Origin of the sequence: Sphingobium sp. PNB (assembly GCF_019873065.1) — a bacterium.
In the GTDB taxonomy this organism is placed as follows: domain Bacteria; phylum Pseudomonadota; class Alphaproteobacteria; order Sphingomonadales; family Sphingomonadaceae; genus Sphingobium; species Sphingobium fuliginis.
Window position 1 is genome coordinate 1 of sequence record NZ_JAINEZ010000122.1, and the last position, 11,982, is coordinate 11,982.

The following is an 11,982-nucleotide window of genomic DNA, read 5'->3' on the forward strand; positions in this document are numbered from 1 at the left end:
GCATGACTCTGCCCGCCCCCTCCCCCGACGATCCCGCCTATCTCCACGGGCTGAACGAACCCCAGCGGGAGGCCGTGCTCACGACCGAGGGGCCGGTGCTGGTGCTTGCAGGCGCCGGCACGGGCAAGACGGCGGCGCTCACCGCTCGCCTCGCCCATCTGATCGCCACCCGTCGGGCCTATCCTTCGGAAATCCTCGCAGTCACCTTCACCAACAAGGCGGCGCGCGAAATGCGGGAGCGCGTCGGCCGGATGATCGGCCCCGCCGTCGAAGGCATGCCCTGGCTGGGCACCTTCCACGCCATCGCCGCGAAGATGCTGCGCCGCCATGCCGAACTGGTGGGGCTGCAATCCAATTTCACCATCCTCGACACGGATGATCAGCTTCGCCTGATGAAGCAGCTCATCCAGGCGGAGGGAATCGACGAGAAGCGCTGGCCCGCACGCCAGCTCGCCGGCCTCATCGACCAATGGAAGAACAAGGGGCTGACGCCGGAGGAAATCGGCGCCGGCGAGAGCGAGGGCTATGCCAACGGAAAGGGGCAGAAACTCTACGCCGCCTATCAGGCGCGTCTTCGGGATGTGAATGCCTGCGATTTCGGGGACTTGCTGCTGCATGTTCTGACGATCCTGAAACGCCATCGCGACGTGCTGGAAAGCTATCAGCAGCGCTTCCGCTATATCATGGTGGACGAATATCAGGACACCAACAGCAGCCAGTATCTGTGGCTGCGCCTGCTCGCCCAGCAGCGCAAGAACATCTGCTGCGTGGGAGACGACGACCAGTCGATCTACTCATGGCGGGGGGCGGAAGTCGCCAATATCCTGCGGTTCGAAAAGGATTTCCCCGGCGCGAAGATCGTGCGGCTGGAACAGAATTATCGCTCGACCCCCCATATATTGGGCGCTGCGTCAGGAGTGATCGCGGAAAATGGCAATCGCCTGGGCAAGACGCTCTGGACCGACATCGACGTGGGCGAGAAGGTCCGCATCATCGGCGTCTGGGACGGGCCGGAGGAAGCGCGGCGCGTGGGCGACGAGATCGAATCGATCGAACGCAGCGGCCAATCGCTGGAGGGGGTCGCCATCCTCGTCCGGGCCCAGCACCAGACGCGCGAGTTCGAAGACCGCTTCATCCAGATCGGCCTGCCCTATCGCATCGTGGGCGGCTTCCGCTTCTATGAACGCGCCGAGATCCGGGACGCGCTCGCCTATCTTCGCCTGGTCAATCAGCCGGCCGATGACCTGGCGTTCGAACGGATCGTCAACGTCCCCAAGCGCGGCCTGGGCGACAAGGCCGTGGAAAAGCTGCATCGGCTTGCCCGGGCGGAAGGCGTTCCGCTTGCCCTCGCCGCCGCGCGAATCCTCGACACGGACGAGATGACGCCGCAGGCCCGCCGCAGCCTTGGCGCCTTCATCGGCGATCTCGCCCGCTGGCGGGACCGCGCGGTGCAACTTCCTCATGCCGAACTGGCCCGACAGATATTGGACGAAAGCGGCTACACCGCCATGCTCCAGGCCGAACGCACCACCGAAAGCGCGGGAAGGCTGGAGAACCTCAACGAACTGACCCGCGCCATGGAGGAATATGAGACGCTGGGCGCATTCCTGGAGCATGTAAGCCTCGTCATGGACAATGAGGCGCAACAGGACGAGCGCAAGGTCACGATCATGACCATCCACGCCGCCAAAGGGCTGGAGTTCGACACGGTCTTCCTCGCGGGGTGGGAAGAAGGCATCTTCCCCTCCCAGCGCGCGCTCGACGAAGGCGGCCTCAACAGCCTGGAGGAAGAACGCCGTCTCGCCTATGTCGCGATCACGCGGGCAAGGAAGTCCTGCGTCATCCTGCACGCCGCCAACCGCCGCATCTATGGCCAGTGGACCAGCTCCATCCCTTCGCGCTTCGTCGGGGAATTGCCTCCCGAACATGTGGAGGAGGAAAGCAGCATGTCCGGCGGCGCCTCGCTCTGGCGCGCCAACTGGTCGGAGCGGGCCGATCCCTTCGCCAATGTCCAGCGCGGCGCCGGTCGCGGCCCCGGATGGCAGCGCGCCCAACAGAGCGGACAGTTCACCCGCGAACCCGCCCGGATCGTGGAGGCGCGCGCATCGGCGGTCTCGCTCGGCAACAAGGGGCGGGATGACATGAGCGTCGGCCTGCGCGTCTTCCACCAGAAATTCGGCTACGGCACGGTGGCGGAGATAGAAGGCAACAAGCTGGAGATCGATTTCGAAACGGCGGGTCGGAAGCGGGTGATGGACAGCTTCGTCCAGCCTGCCTAGCCGTCAATCGAGCCTTTTCTCAAGACCGCCGTCCAATATCGTAGATACCGGATGAAATAGCGGTGGCAGGTACCGTTTTATATGGGAATGATAAAGATGGGTGGATTGCCGACTGGCAGCTTTCAGACAACCAAAACAGGAAAGCAGGCCCGAGCATTGGACGCCATTGGAGCAGCAGGTAGTTCACACCGTCACCGGAAATGAAGCTAATTGCTCCTGTGACAGCGCCCGGCTGGGGATAAAATTCATGAGCGCATCGCTTTGGCGAAGGATGATGGCGTCCTGCCCCTTCACGATTTTAACGAAATCCGACCACGAGAACTGCGAATGGCCACGAGATGAAATGAACGAGATGCCAGTTTCCGACCATTTTACGGTGGTATTATCGTGCAAGGACTTTTGTTGATCGAAGATGCGTCTGACTTGGCGGGGAAGCCGCAGATAGGCGGAAAAAAAGATCAACGAAAGCAACGTGATCCAGTATCCGAGTCCAATTGCAGCGGCAATTGGAACAGGAGCAATATCCCATTCCCAAGCGGCTGCCATCGCCATCACGGCAAGCGCTGCGCCCCCACTTACATAGGCTCGGATCACCCGTTTTGACTTGAGTGTCACTCGGAAATTGAGCCTATAGGCTCCGAGCAAATCTTCTGGCGTGGCTTGAAATGAGACCGTTTGCATTGCCAATTAAATGCCGACGGTTGAAAGGGTATGCAAGGTCTGCTTTTGAGCAAGTCAATCGCCGGGGTAACAGACAATTTCTGGTCGCCCGCCGCCATTACACGCCCAGCCACTCCAGCCCGCCCGCAAGCTCATCTGCCGAATAATCGATCTGCAGACTCGACGGTGGCCCATGACGCTCGCCGCCTCCGAGGCATGTAGGATGGGAGTTGAATACACCCACACGTCGCCAGCCTTGGCGAGGCAGGTGTAAATGCCGGATTGAGCAACAACATCATCATATTGTTCGACCGGTATGCGCCCACGGACATGAGAGCCTGGAGCAATCAACAGCGGCGAATTTTGAGCGGGCACGTCGTCCAGATGAACCCGAAGGGTCAACATCCGGGCGAGCAGTTCAAACGGCGGCGTGACATGCTGCATTCCGCCTTTGATCGTCCAAGGCCCATAACCCTCGACATCGATCCGCCGCTTCACGCAGATTGTGCGGTCCTGATGCCATCCCAACGACCAGTTCGTCGCTGCGGTTTTGTCAAACAGGATTGCACGAACGGGGCGACATCGCGATCCAAGAAATTCTGCTGCAACGGCGCCTATTGCGCCTTCCACAGCCAAAAAAGGCCGGAGGGCTTGGATGCCGTGGATACGAACGCCTGCCTGCTCATGAGGAAATTCACGCAACGCCGCACATATGTCTGGAAGCAGCGGCAATACAGCGGCGGGAATGTGCTGTGCCCCGTCTTTGGCGAGAGTAAGGTTATCGAGGTGCGCCGCTTGCTTCATCGCACCATGTAAAGCACTGACCTACGCCGCAGCAATGTCTGGTTTCGGATCGCTTGCACGGAGGTGCGAGCAGCAAGAAATGATCGATTCCGGACGCTCCTTTCACCGGTCAGCTTTCGGACTTAACCGAGCAACTGAGGATCTGCCATAGTAACCCAACGGCAACAACATACGCAAAAAGCATCCTATTTCCCCACAGGCGACCCTTTCCACCTGTCCTATCCCGCCCCGGCCAGCCTACCAGGCTCTGTCTTTGAAACGTCCGATACATCGGGGTCCCACGCATGCGTGCGTGGGCGCACGCGCGCATACACTGTGAACTTCGGCGGAAAGCGGCAGAAATCAGCCGCAAAACATCAGCCTACAATCCTGATCGGATCGAGAAGCTGGCCCATGGCGAGCTACTTCAGATGATAGGGGAAAATTGGTGGAGCCTAGCGGGATCGAACCGCTGACCTCCTGCATGCCATGCAGGCGCTCTCCCAGCTGAGCTAAGGCCCCATCGTTGCGCGGCATCATACCGCATCCCAATGGATCAGGCCATGTCCGGCATCAAGCCATCGGCCAAATATAGAACACTCCTTGCGTGGCTTTGGAGTGTTAATCGAGGTCACTTGCAACCTCGCCACACCCCTCGCTTGCGCTCGGGAGTTTTTCGGGAAAATGTCCCCCGGACATTTTCTTTTTCCGAAAAACTGGTGGAGCCTAGCGGGATCGAACCGCTGACCTCCTGCATGCCATGCAGGCGCTCTCCCAGCTGAGCTAAGGCCCCGTTTCCAGTGTCGGCGCCGTTGGGGCGGCGCCTCGGAGGCCGCTGCCATTAGGTGGCGGTGATCTCCTTGGCAAGCACAAAATTCAATTAATTGTCGTCGTCGCCATCGTCCCCGCCGGCGTCGACGCCCAGATCGTCGTCACCGCCCAGATCGACGTCATTGTCCGGCGAATCGCCGTCATCATCCACGTCCAGATCCAGGTCCAGATCGTCGTCCGCCGTCTCGATCTCGCCATCGGCGGTTTCGATGACCTTCTTGGGCGCTTCCTCATAGGGCAGCGGCTGCTTCGACTTCAGCACCGGTTCCGGTTCCCAGGCCGTGCCGCAGTTGATGCAGGTGACCGGGTCATCCTTGCCCAGGTCGTAGAAGCGCGTGGCGCATTTCGGGCAGGTACGCTTCGTGCCCCATTCAGCCTTGACCATGTCCGGCCTTGTCCTTCTCTTGCGAGTGCTCAAAACAGAAATTACGCGGCACGACAGGGTCGCCCGCGAAGAGACGGCGCCTTGCCATAGCGAAACCGCGCTGTCAAAAGCCGGGCGCATTTTTTCAAGTTTTGCAGACGGATTGACCCGTGACCGCTTCTTCCGACCAGCCCATGTCCATGACCTTCACCGCCGCCCCGGCCCTTTCCGGCTCGATCGCCGTGCCGGGCGACAAGAGCATTTCGCACCGCTCGCTGATGCTCTCCGCGCTGGCCGTGGGCGAGAGTCGGGTCGAAGGGCTGCTGGAGGGTGAGGACGTCCTCGCCACCGCCGCCGCCATGCGGGCGATGGGCGCGGACATCCGCAGGGATGCGGACGGCATCTGGCATATCCATGGGGTGGGCGTCGGCGGCCTGCTCCAGCCGGAAAGCGCGCTCGACATGGGCAATAGCGGCACCTCCACCCGCCTGCTGATGGGGCTGGTCGCAAGCCACGCCATCACCGCCACTTTCGTGGGCGACGCCTCCCTCAGCAAGCGCCCCATGGCCCGCGTCACCGATCCGTTGTCGCGGATGGGCGCCAGCTTCACCACCAGCCCCGGAGGCCGCCTGCCCCTTACCATGCGCGGCGCCTGCCCGGCCGTGCCGCTGGACTATCGCCTTCCCGTGGCATCGGCGCAGGTCAAGTCGGCCATCCTGCTCGCCGGCCTCAACACTCCCGGCATCACCCGCGTGGTCGAACCGATCCCCACCCGCGACCACAGCGAACGCATGCTCAAGGGCTTCGGCGCGGACCTCGACGTGGAGGTCGAAGCCGACGGCACCCGCATCATCACGCTCAGGGGCGAAGCCGAACTCCACCCGCAATCGATCATCGTTCCCGGCGACCCCTCCTCCGCCGCTTTCCCGATGGTTGCAGCCCTGCTGGTTCCGGGATCGAACGTGACCATCGCCAATGTCGGCCTCAACGCGACGCGCGCCGGGCTGGTCGATCTGCTGCGCGAGATGGGCGGCGACATCGTCATCGAAAACCCGCGCGAGGTCGGCGGCGAACCGGTGGGCGATCTCGTCATCACGGCCTCGACGCTGAGGGGCGTCGAGCCCGATCCGGCCCGCGCCCCGTCGATGATCGACGAATATCCCGTCGCCTTCATCGCCGCCGCCTTGGCGCAAGGGCGCAGCATCTTCCGCGGCCTGGAAGAATTGCGCGTCAAGGAATCGGACCGCATCGCCACCATGGCGGCAGGCTTGCGCGCCATCGGCGTGCAGGTCGAGGAACTGGAGGACGGCATCGTCATAGAGGGCAGCGGTGGCGCGCCCCTCCCCGGCGGCGGCCCCGTCGCGACGAAGCTGGACCACCGCATCGCCATGAGCTTCGCGGTCGCAGGCCTCGTGTCCAGCAATGGCGTCACCATCGACGACATGCGCCCCGTCGCGACCAGCTTCCCGGGTTTCACCGCTTTGCTGCAATCGCTCGGCGCACTTGCATGACGTTCGACCTTGCCAATATCCTGGGACTGATCGGCAGCGGCCTGATGGTCATTGCCTATGCCTATAGCAACATGGCGAAGGTGCTGAGCTTCACCCTCTTCAACCTGCTGAACCTGGTCGGCGCGGTGCTGCTGATCTACTCGCTGACGGTTCATTTCAACGTCGCGTCGATGGCGCTGGAAGTCATATGGGCCTTCATCGCCCTGATCGGCCTCGCCAAGGCGCTGCGGAAAGGCAAAGCATCATGATCATCGCCGTCGACGGCCCCGCCGCATCGGGCAAGGGCACCATCGCCAGGGCGCTGGGCCGGCATTACGCCCTGCCCGTGCTGGATACCGGCCTGCTCTATCGCGCCGTGGGCCTTGCCGTGCTCAAGGCCAGCGGCGACCCGGACCATGAAGCCGATGCGCTCGCCGCCTGCGACTTCGACGACGCCATGCTGAAAGATCCCGCGCTGCGCAGCGAAGCCGTGGGCTCGCTCGCCTCCCGCGTATCGATCCACCAAAGCGTCCGCCAGGCCCTTGTCAGGCGCCAGCGCGACTTCGCGACCCAACCCGGCGGCGCGATCCTGGACGGGCGCGACATCGCCACCGTCATCGCCCCCGATGCCGACGCCAAGATCTTCGTCACCGCCAGCGTCCATGTCCGCGCCCAGCGCCGCTATCAGGACGCGCTCGACCATGGCGGCCATCCCGACATGGACAGCCTGATCGCGGACATCCAGGCCCGCGACACCCGCGACATGAGCCGCGATCATGCCCCGTTGCGCATGGCCGATGGAGCGGACTTGCTCGACACCAGCAATTTGACTATAGACGCCGCCGTCCAGCAGGCCATTGCACTGGTGGACGCCCAGTTGGAACGTCGGCAACAGGCCTGACGCGATGCCGGGTGCCGGGGATTCCCAGGCGCCCTTTTCGCTTGTCCACAGGGCGTCGACTCGACATGGCCGAACGGATGTTCGCATGGGTATCCGGCCCTGCGGGCGCTTTGGCCTGAAAGACCACCGGACACAACCGGTAGGCCAGCAATGACGAGTGAAGGACTTACCTATGGCCTCTACGGCATTCCCCTCGCGCGACGATTTCGCCGCGCTTCTCAATGATTCTCTCGGTGGCGAGGATGGCGGCTTCGAAGGCCGCGTCGTCAAGGGCACCGTTACCGGCATCGAAAACGACATGGCGCTGATCGACGTCGGCCTGAAGTCGGAAGGCCGCGTGCCGCTGCGCGAATTCGCCGCGCCGGGCCAGAAGGCCGACCTGAAGGTCGGTGACGAAGTCGAAGTCTATGTCGACCGCGTCGAAAACGCCCATGGCGAAGCCATGCTGTCGCGCGACCGCGCCCGCCGCGAAGCCGCCTGGGACAAGCTGGAAGCCGAGTTCACCGAGAACGCCCGCGTGGAAGGCGTCATCTTCGGCCGCGTCAAGGGCGGCTTCACCGTCGACCTGGACGGCGCAGTCGCGTTCCTGCCCGGCAGCCAGGTCGATATTCGTCCGGTTCGCGACGTCACCCCGCTGATGGACATCCCGCAGCCCTTCCAGATCCTGAAGATGGATCGCCGCCGCGGCAACATCGTCGTGTCGCGCCGCGCCATCCTGGAAGAAACCCGCGCCGAACAGCGCTCGGGCCTCATCCAGACGCTGGCCGAAGGCCAGATCATCGAGGGCGTCGTCAAGAACATCACCGACTATGGTGCGTTCGTTGACCTGGGCGGCATCGACGGCCTGCTGCACGTCACCGACCTCAGCTACAAGCGCATCAACCACCCGAACGAGATGATCAACATCGGCGACACCGTCCGCGTCCAGATCATCCGCATCAACCGCGACACCCAGCGCATCAGCCTTGGCATGAAGCAGCTGGAAAGCGATCCGTGGGAAGGCGCCGCCGCCAAATATCCGGTCGGTGCGAAGCTGTCGGGCCGCGTCACGAACATCACCGAATATGGTGCGTTCGTGGAACTGGAACCGGGCATCGAAGGCCTCGTCCACGTTTCGGAAATGTCCTGGACCAAAAAGAACGTCCACCCCGGCAAGATCGTTTCGACCAGCCAGGAAGTCGACGTCATCGTCCTGGAAGTCGATCCGGAAAAGCGCCGCATCTCGCTCGGCCTCAAGCAGGCCCAGAACAACCCCTGGGACAGCTTCGCCGAACGTCACCCGATCGGTTCGACCGTCGAGGGCGAAGTCAAGAATGCCACCGAGTTCGGCCTGTTCATCGGCCTGGACGGCGACGTGGACGGCATGGTCCACATGTCCGACATCGCCTGGGGCATTTCGGGCGAGGACGCGCTGGCCCTGCACCGCAAGGGCGAGACGGTTCAGGCCGTCGTTCTCGACATCGACGTCGAGAAGGAGCGCATCAGCCTTGGCATGAAGCAGCTTGAGCGTGGCGGCCCGGCCGCCGGCGGCACCACCGCCGCTGCCGCTGGCCTCAACAAGAACCAGACGGTCACCGTCACGGTTCTGGAAGTCCGCGACGGCGGCCTGGAAGTCCAGGCCGGCGAAGATGGCGCCACCGGCTTCATCAAGCGCAGCGACCTTGGCCGCGACCGCGACGAACAGCGTCCGGAACGCTTCCAGATCGGCCAGAAGTTCGACGCCATGGTCACCGGTTTCGACCGCGCCAAGAAGCCGACCTTCTCTGTCAAGGCCCTTCAGATCGCTGAAGAGAAGCAGGCTGTGGCGCAATATGGTTCGTCCGACAGCGGCGCCTCGCTGGGCGACATCCTGGGCGAAGCGCTCAAGGCCAAGAGCGAGGGCTAAGCCCTCCTTCGGTATCTAACTTAAGTAATATGGCCCGCCGGAACTTAACTCCGGCGGGCTTTTTCTATTCCCAAAATGAGAATGACATACCGATATTGGCTGATTGTCACAGCCATGAGGATTCATTATAAATAAACAGGGAACCAGAAGGGGGAGTCTGGAGGACCAATGATACGCTCGGAACTGATTCAGAAATTGGCTGAGGAAAATCCAAACCTCAACCTCCAGGAAGTGGAAAGGATCGTCGATCTTTTCTTCAAGGAAATAGTCGACCGCCTCTCCAGCGGAGGGCGAGTGGAACTTCGGGGCTTCGGCGCCTTTACGACACGGGCGCGCGACGCGCGTACCGGCCGCAATCCGCGCACCGGTGAACAGGTGCCGGTGGACGCCAAGCGGGTTCCCTATTTCAAGCCCGGAAAGGAAATGCGGGAACGGCTGAACGGCAAAGCTGCCCACTGATCCAACCACATCCTTGACCTGTGCGTCGTTAGCCTTCAGGGGGTAACGGCCTCAAGCGGACGTGGCGAAATCGGTAGACGCAGCGGACTTAAAATCCGCCTCCCCCTGGGAATGCGGGTTCAAGTCCCGCCGTCCGCACCACAGCCTTTCACGGCATCTTTTCCGGTTTCCAGTGCTTATCGCTGGATATCCGCTGCATTTGTGGCGATGATCGGTCATGGCCGGCGCGATCAACCCACAGAGCTTCAGCGATTCCCTCGTCATCCTGGGGGCCGCGGGGCTTGTCATCCCCGGCTTCGCGCGGCTGCGGATCAGCCCGGTCATCGGCTTCATCCTCGTCGGGCTGGCGGTGGGGCCGTCGGGATTGGGCGCTTTGGTGGGCCAATATCCCTGGCTCTATCATGTCACCATTTCCAACAGGGCGGCGATAGAGCCCTTTGCCGAACTGGGCGTCATCCTGCTGCTTTTTTCCATCGGACTCGAACTCAGTTTTCGTCGTCTCTGGACTATGCGGACACAAGTATTCGGCGTCGGCGCGGCAGAATTGATCGGCGGCGGTACGCTGATTGCACTTGGCCTTTACTTGCTGGGCCAGCCACCGGCAGGCGCTTTCGGCCTGGGCCTCGCGCTGGCACTGTCGTCCACGGCCGTGGTGCTGCCGATGGTGGGCACGCAAAGCGCCGTCGGCCGCGCGGCCTTTTCCATGCTGCTTTTCGAGGATCTGGCCCTCGTCCCCATCATCTTCATGCTGGGCGCGCTTGCGCCCTCAGTCGCTGCCAGTCCGGACGGCCCGTGGGGCGAACTGGCCGACACGCTGATCAAGAGCGGGATCACCATCGCCATCATGCTGGTCCTTGGCCGCCTCTGCCTGCCGCATATCTTCAGCCAGGCCGCCCGCACCAAGAGTCCGGAGGTGTTCCTGGCCGCCAGCCTGCTGGTCGTCATCATATCCAGCATGGCGACCTCGATCGCCGGCCTGTCTCCGATCGTCGGCGCGCTCCTTGCCGGGCTGCTGATCGCGGAAACCGATTATCATGGCGAGGTCGAGGTCATGACCGCGCCGTTCAAGGGACTGGCGCTCGGGGTCTTCCTCATCACCGTCGGCATGGGCCTTGACGTGCGCGTCATCCTGGCCAACTGGCCTACGCTCATTTTGGCGATGGTGGGCGTGGTCCTTGCCAAGACGATCGTCACCGCGGCCCTGCTCTACCTGTCGGGCGCGAGGAAGGGTGTGGCGCTGGAAGTCGGCGTGCTGATGTCCAGCCCTTCGGAAACCACCCTGATCGTGTTGTCCGCTGCCGCTGCGGCCCAGTTGATCCTTCCTTCCACCGCAGCCTTCTGGCAGATCGTGACCGCTATCGGCCTTACCATCACGCCGCTGCTCGCACGGCTGGGACATGACATTGCGCGGCGGCTGGAAATGGCGCTGGGCGAAGAGGCGCCGGAAATCAACGAAGACCATGCCGAGGCGGCCGCCGTCGTAATCGGCTTCGGGCGCGTGGGGCGCATGATCTGCGACCTGCTCAACCTGCACAAACAGCGTTTCATCGTCGTGGAATCCGACCCGGACGTCGTCGCGGAAGCTCGGCGCGGAGGGTATCCCATATTGTTCGGCGACGTGTCCCGCACCGAAATGCTCGACAAGCTTCGTCTCGGCCATGCACGGGCCCTGATCCTGACGATGGACGATCCTGTCCTGTCGGTTCGGGTGACGAAGCGTGTGCGGGGATGGGTGCCCGATCTGCCGATCATCGCGCGGGCACGGGACACCGATCATGCGGCCCAGCTCTATCGCGCCGGCGCCAGCGATGCGGTTCCGGAGACGCTCGAAAGTTCGCTCCAACTGGCGGAGACCGCGCTGGTCGACCTGGGCGTGGCGATGGGACCGGTGATCGCCTCCATCCACCAGACGCGGGAGGATCTGCGCATGGGCATCAAGGATGCCGCGCAGCTCGAAACCGCGCCTAAGCTGCGGCGGCTGCGGGCCGATGAGGTGCCTTAGGACGGACCTTGCGATGGGCTGAAAACCGACCAGCCGGTGCGATGGGCCAGTTCTTCGAGCGCCAGCGTGCCAAGCTGGCTATTGCCATTTTCGTTCAGGCCAGGCGACCAGACGGCAATGGACGCGCGACCCGGCACGATCGCCAATATGCCGCCGCCTACCCCCGACTTGCCGGGAATGCCGACGCGGAAGGCGAAATCGCCCGAAGCGTCATAATGGCCGCAGGTCAACATCAGGGCATTGAGAGACCTGTGCGCGGGTGGGCGTAGACAGAAGCGTTGATAGCTGATTCTATGGGCTTTCCAAGAAGGAGAGCAGCGGATGGCGC

Annotated in this window: 11 protein-coding genes and 3 tRNA genes; 8 read left to right on the forward strand and 6 right to left on the reverse strand. The window is 62.8% G+C overall.

The features are described 5' to 3' along the window. The first annotated feature begins 2 nt into the window (after positions 1–2). Positions 3–2,279, forward strand: coding sequence for an ATP-dependent helicase (locus K7W03_RS24745; RefSeq protein WP_222887598.1), 2,277 nt, complete (start codon positions 3–5; stop codon positions 2,277–2,279). A gap of 183 nt (positions 2,280–2,462) precedes the next feature. Here the strand turns inward: K7W03_RS24745 and K7W03_RS24750 are convergent, their stop codons facing one another. From K7W03_RS24750 to K7W03_RS24770, 5 genes are all read right to left on the reverse strand, one after another. Beyond that, positions 2,463–2,960 carry a YcxB family protein gene (locus K7W03_RS24750; RefSeq protein ID WP_137709758.1) on the reverse strand — a complete coding sequence of 166 codons (498 nt, stop codon included), beginning with the start codon at positions 2,958–2,960 and terminating at the stop codon, positions 2,463–2,465. Between the two features lie 54 nt (positions 2,961–3,014). Further along, entirely contained in the window at positions 3,015–3,743 is a 729-nt protein-coding gene (locus K7W03_RS24755) for a phytanoyl-CoA dioxygenase family protein (RefSeq protein WP_226870485.1), read from the reverse strand. A 425-nt stretch (positions 3,744–4,168) separates the two neighbouring features. Further along, positions 4,169–4,244 (reverse strand) — tRNA-Ala (locus K7W03_RS24760). Positions 4,245–4,439: 195 nt separating this feature from the next. Beyond that, a tRNA-Ala gene (locus K7W03_RS24765) sits at positions 4,440–4,515 on the reverse strand. A gap of 87 nt (positions 4,516–4,602) precedes the next feature. Beyond that, entirely contained in the window at positions 4,603–4,938 is a 336-nt protein-coding gene (locus K7W03_RS24770) for a TIGR02300 family protein (RefSeq protein WP_007688826.1), read from the reverse strand. A gap of 149 nt (positions 4,939–5,087) precedes the next feature. On the opposite strand from K7W03_RS24770, the gene aroA reads away from it, so the two are divergent. From aroA to K7W03_RS24805, 7 genes are all read left to right on the forward strand, one after another. After that, positions 5,088–6,428, forward strand: a complete 1,341-nt coding sequence (gene aroA, locus K7W03_RS24775; protein ID WP_319024342.1) for a 3-phosphoshikimate 1-carboxyvinyltransferase — start codon at positions 5,088–5,090, stop codon at positions 6,426–6,428. Beyond that, positions 6,425–6,676 (forward strand): CBU_0592 family membrane protein, encoded by a 252-nt coding sequence (locus K7W03_RS24780; protein WP_007688823.1) that lies wholly within the window; start codon positions 6,425–6,427, stop codon positions 6,674–6,676. The genes aroA and K7W03_RS24780 overlap by 4 nt, the downstream gene beginning before the upstream one ends. Continuing rightward, a complete protein-coding gene (cmk, locus tag K7W03_RS24785) occupies positions 6,673–7,308 on the forward strand; it encodes a (d)CMP kinase (protein WP_222887599.1) in 636 nt (211 codons plus the stop codon). Before K7W03_RS24780 ends, cmk begins: the two co-directional genes overlap by 4 nt. 172 nt (positions 7,309–7,480) lie before the next feature. Beyond that, a complete protein-coding gene (rpsA, locus tag K7W03_RS24790; protein ID WP_044662092.1) occupies positions 7,481–9,193 on the forward strand; it encodes a 30S ribosomal protein S1 in 1,713 nt (570 codons plus the stop codon). 168 nt (positions 9,194–9,361) lie between these two features. Next, positions 9,362–9,652 (forward strand): integration host factor subunit beta, encoded by a 291-nt coding sequence (locus tag K7W03_RS24795; RefSeq protein ID WP_025549821.1) that lies wholly within the window; start codon positions 9,362–9,364, stop codon positions 9,650–9,652. A gap of 55 nt (positions 9,653–9,707) precedes the next feature. Continuing rightward, positions 9,708–9,793 (forward strand) — tRNA-Leu (locus K7W03_RS24800). Positions 9,794–9,869: 76 nt separating this feature from the next. Continuing rightward, positions 9,870–11,654, forward strand: a complete 1,785-nt coding sequence (locus tag K7W03_RS24805) for a cation:proton antiporter (RefSeq protein WP_044662091.1) — start codon at positions 9,870–9,872, stop codon at positions 11,652–11,654. Here K7W03_RS24805 and K7W03_RS24810 read toward each other — a convergent pair. Continuing rightward, a complete protein-coding gene (locus tag K7W03_RS24810) occupies positions 11,651–11,977 on the reverse strand; it encodes a glutaminase (RefSeq protein WP_319024343.1) in 327 nt (108 codons plus the stop codon). The genes K7W03_RS24805 and K7W03_RS24810 overlap by 4 nt on opposite strands. Between the last annotated feature and the right edge of the window lie 5 nt (positions 11,978–11,982).

Excerpts from the sequence above, each read along its gene's own strand:
- K7W03_RS24745 (WP_222887598.1), top strand. The coding sequence starts at position 3 with ATGACTCTGCCCGCCCCCTCCCCCGACGATCCCGCCTATCTCCACGGG.
- K7W03_RS24750 (WP_137709758.1), bottom strand. The coding sequence starts at position 2,960 with ATGCAAACGGTCTCATTTCAAGCCACGCCAGAAGATTTGCTCGGAGCC.
- K7W03_RS24755 (WP_226870485.1), bottom strand. The coding sequence starts at position 3,743 with ATGAAGCAAGCGGCGCACCTCGATAACCTTACTCTCGCCAAAGACGGG.
- K7W03_RS24770 (WP_007688826.1), bottom strand. The coding sequence starts at position 4,938 with ATGGTCAAGGCTGAATGGGGCACGAAGCGTACCTGCCCGAAATGCGCC.
- K7W03_RS24780 (WP_007688823.1), top strand. The coding sequence starts at position 6,425 with ATGACGTTCGACCTTGCCAATATCCTGGGACTGATCGGCAGCGGCCTG.
- cmk (WP_222887599.1), top strand. The coding sequence starts at position 6,673 with ATGATCATCGCCGTCGACGGCCCCGCCGCATCGGGCAAGGGCACCATC.
- rpsA (WP_044662092.1), top strand. The coding sequence starts at position 7,481 with ATGGCCTCTACGGCATTCCCCTCGCGCGACGATTTCGCCGCGCTTCTC.
- K7W03_RS24795 (WP_025549821.1), top strand. The coding sequence starts at position 9,362 with ATGATACGCTCGGAACTGATTCAGAAATTGGCTGAGGAAAATCCAAAC.
- K7W03_RS24805 (WP_044662091.1), top strand. The coding sequence starts at position 9,870 with ATGGCCGGCGCGATCAACCCACAGAGCTTCAGCGATTCCCTCGTCATC.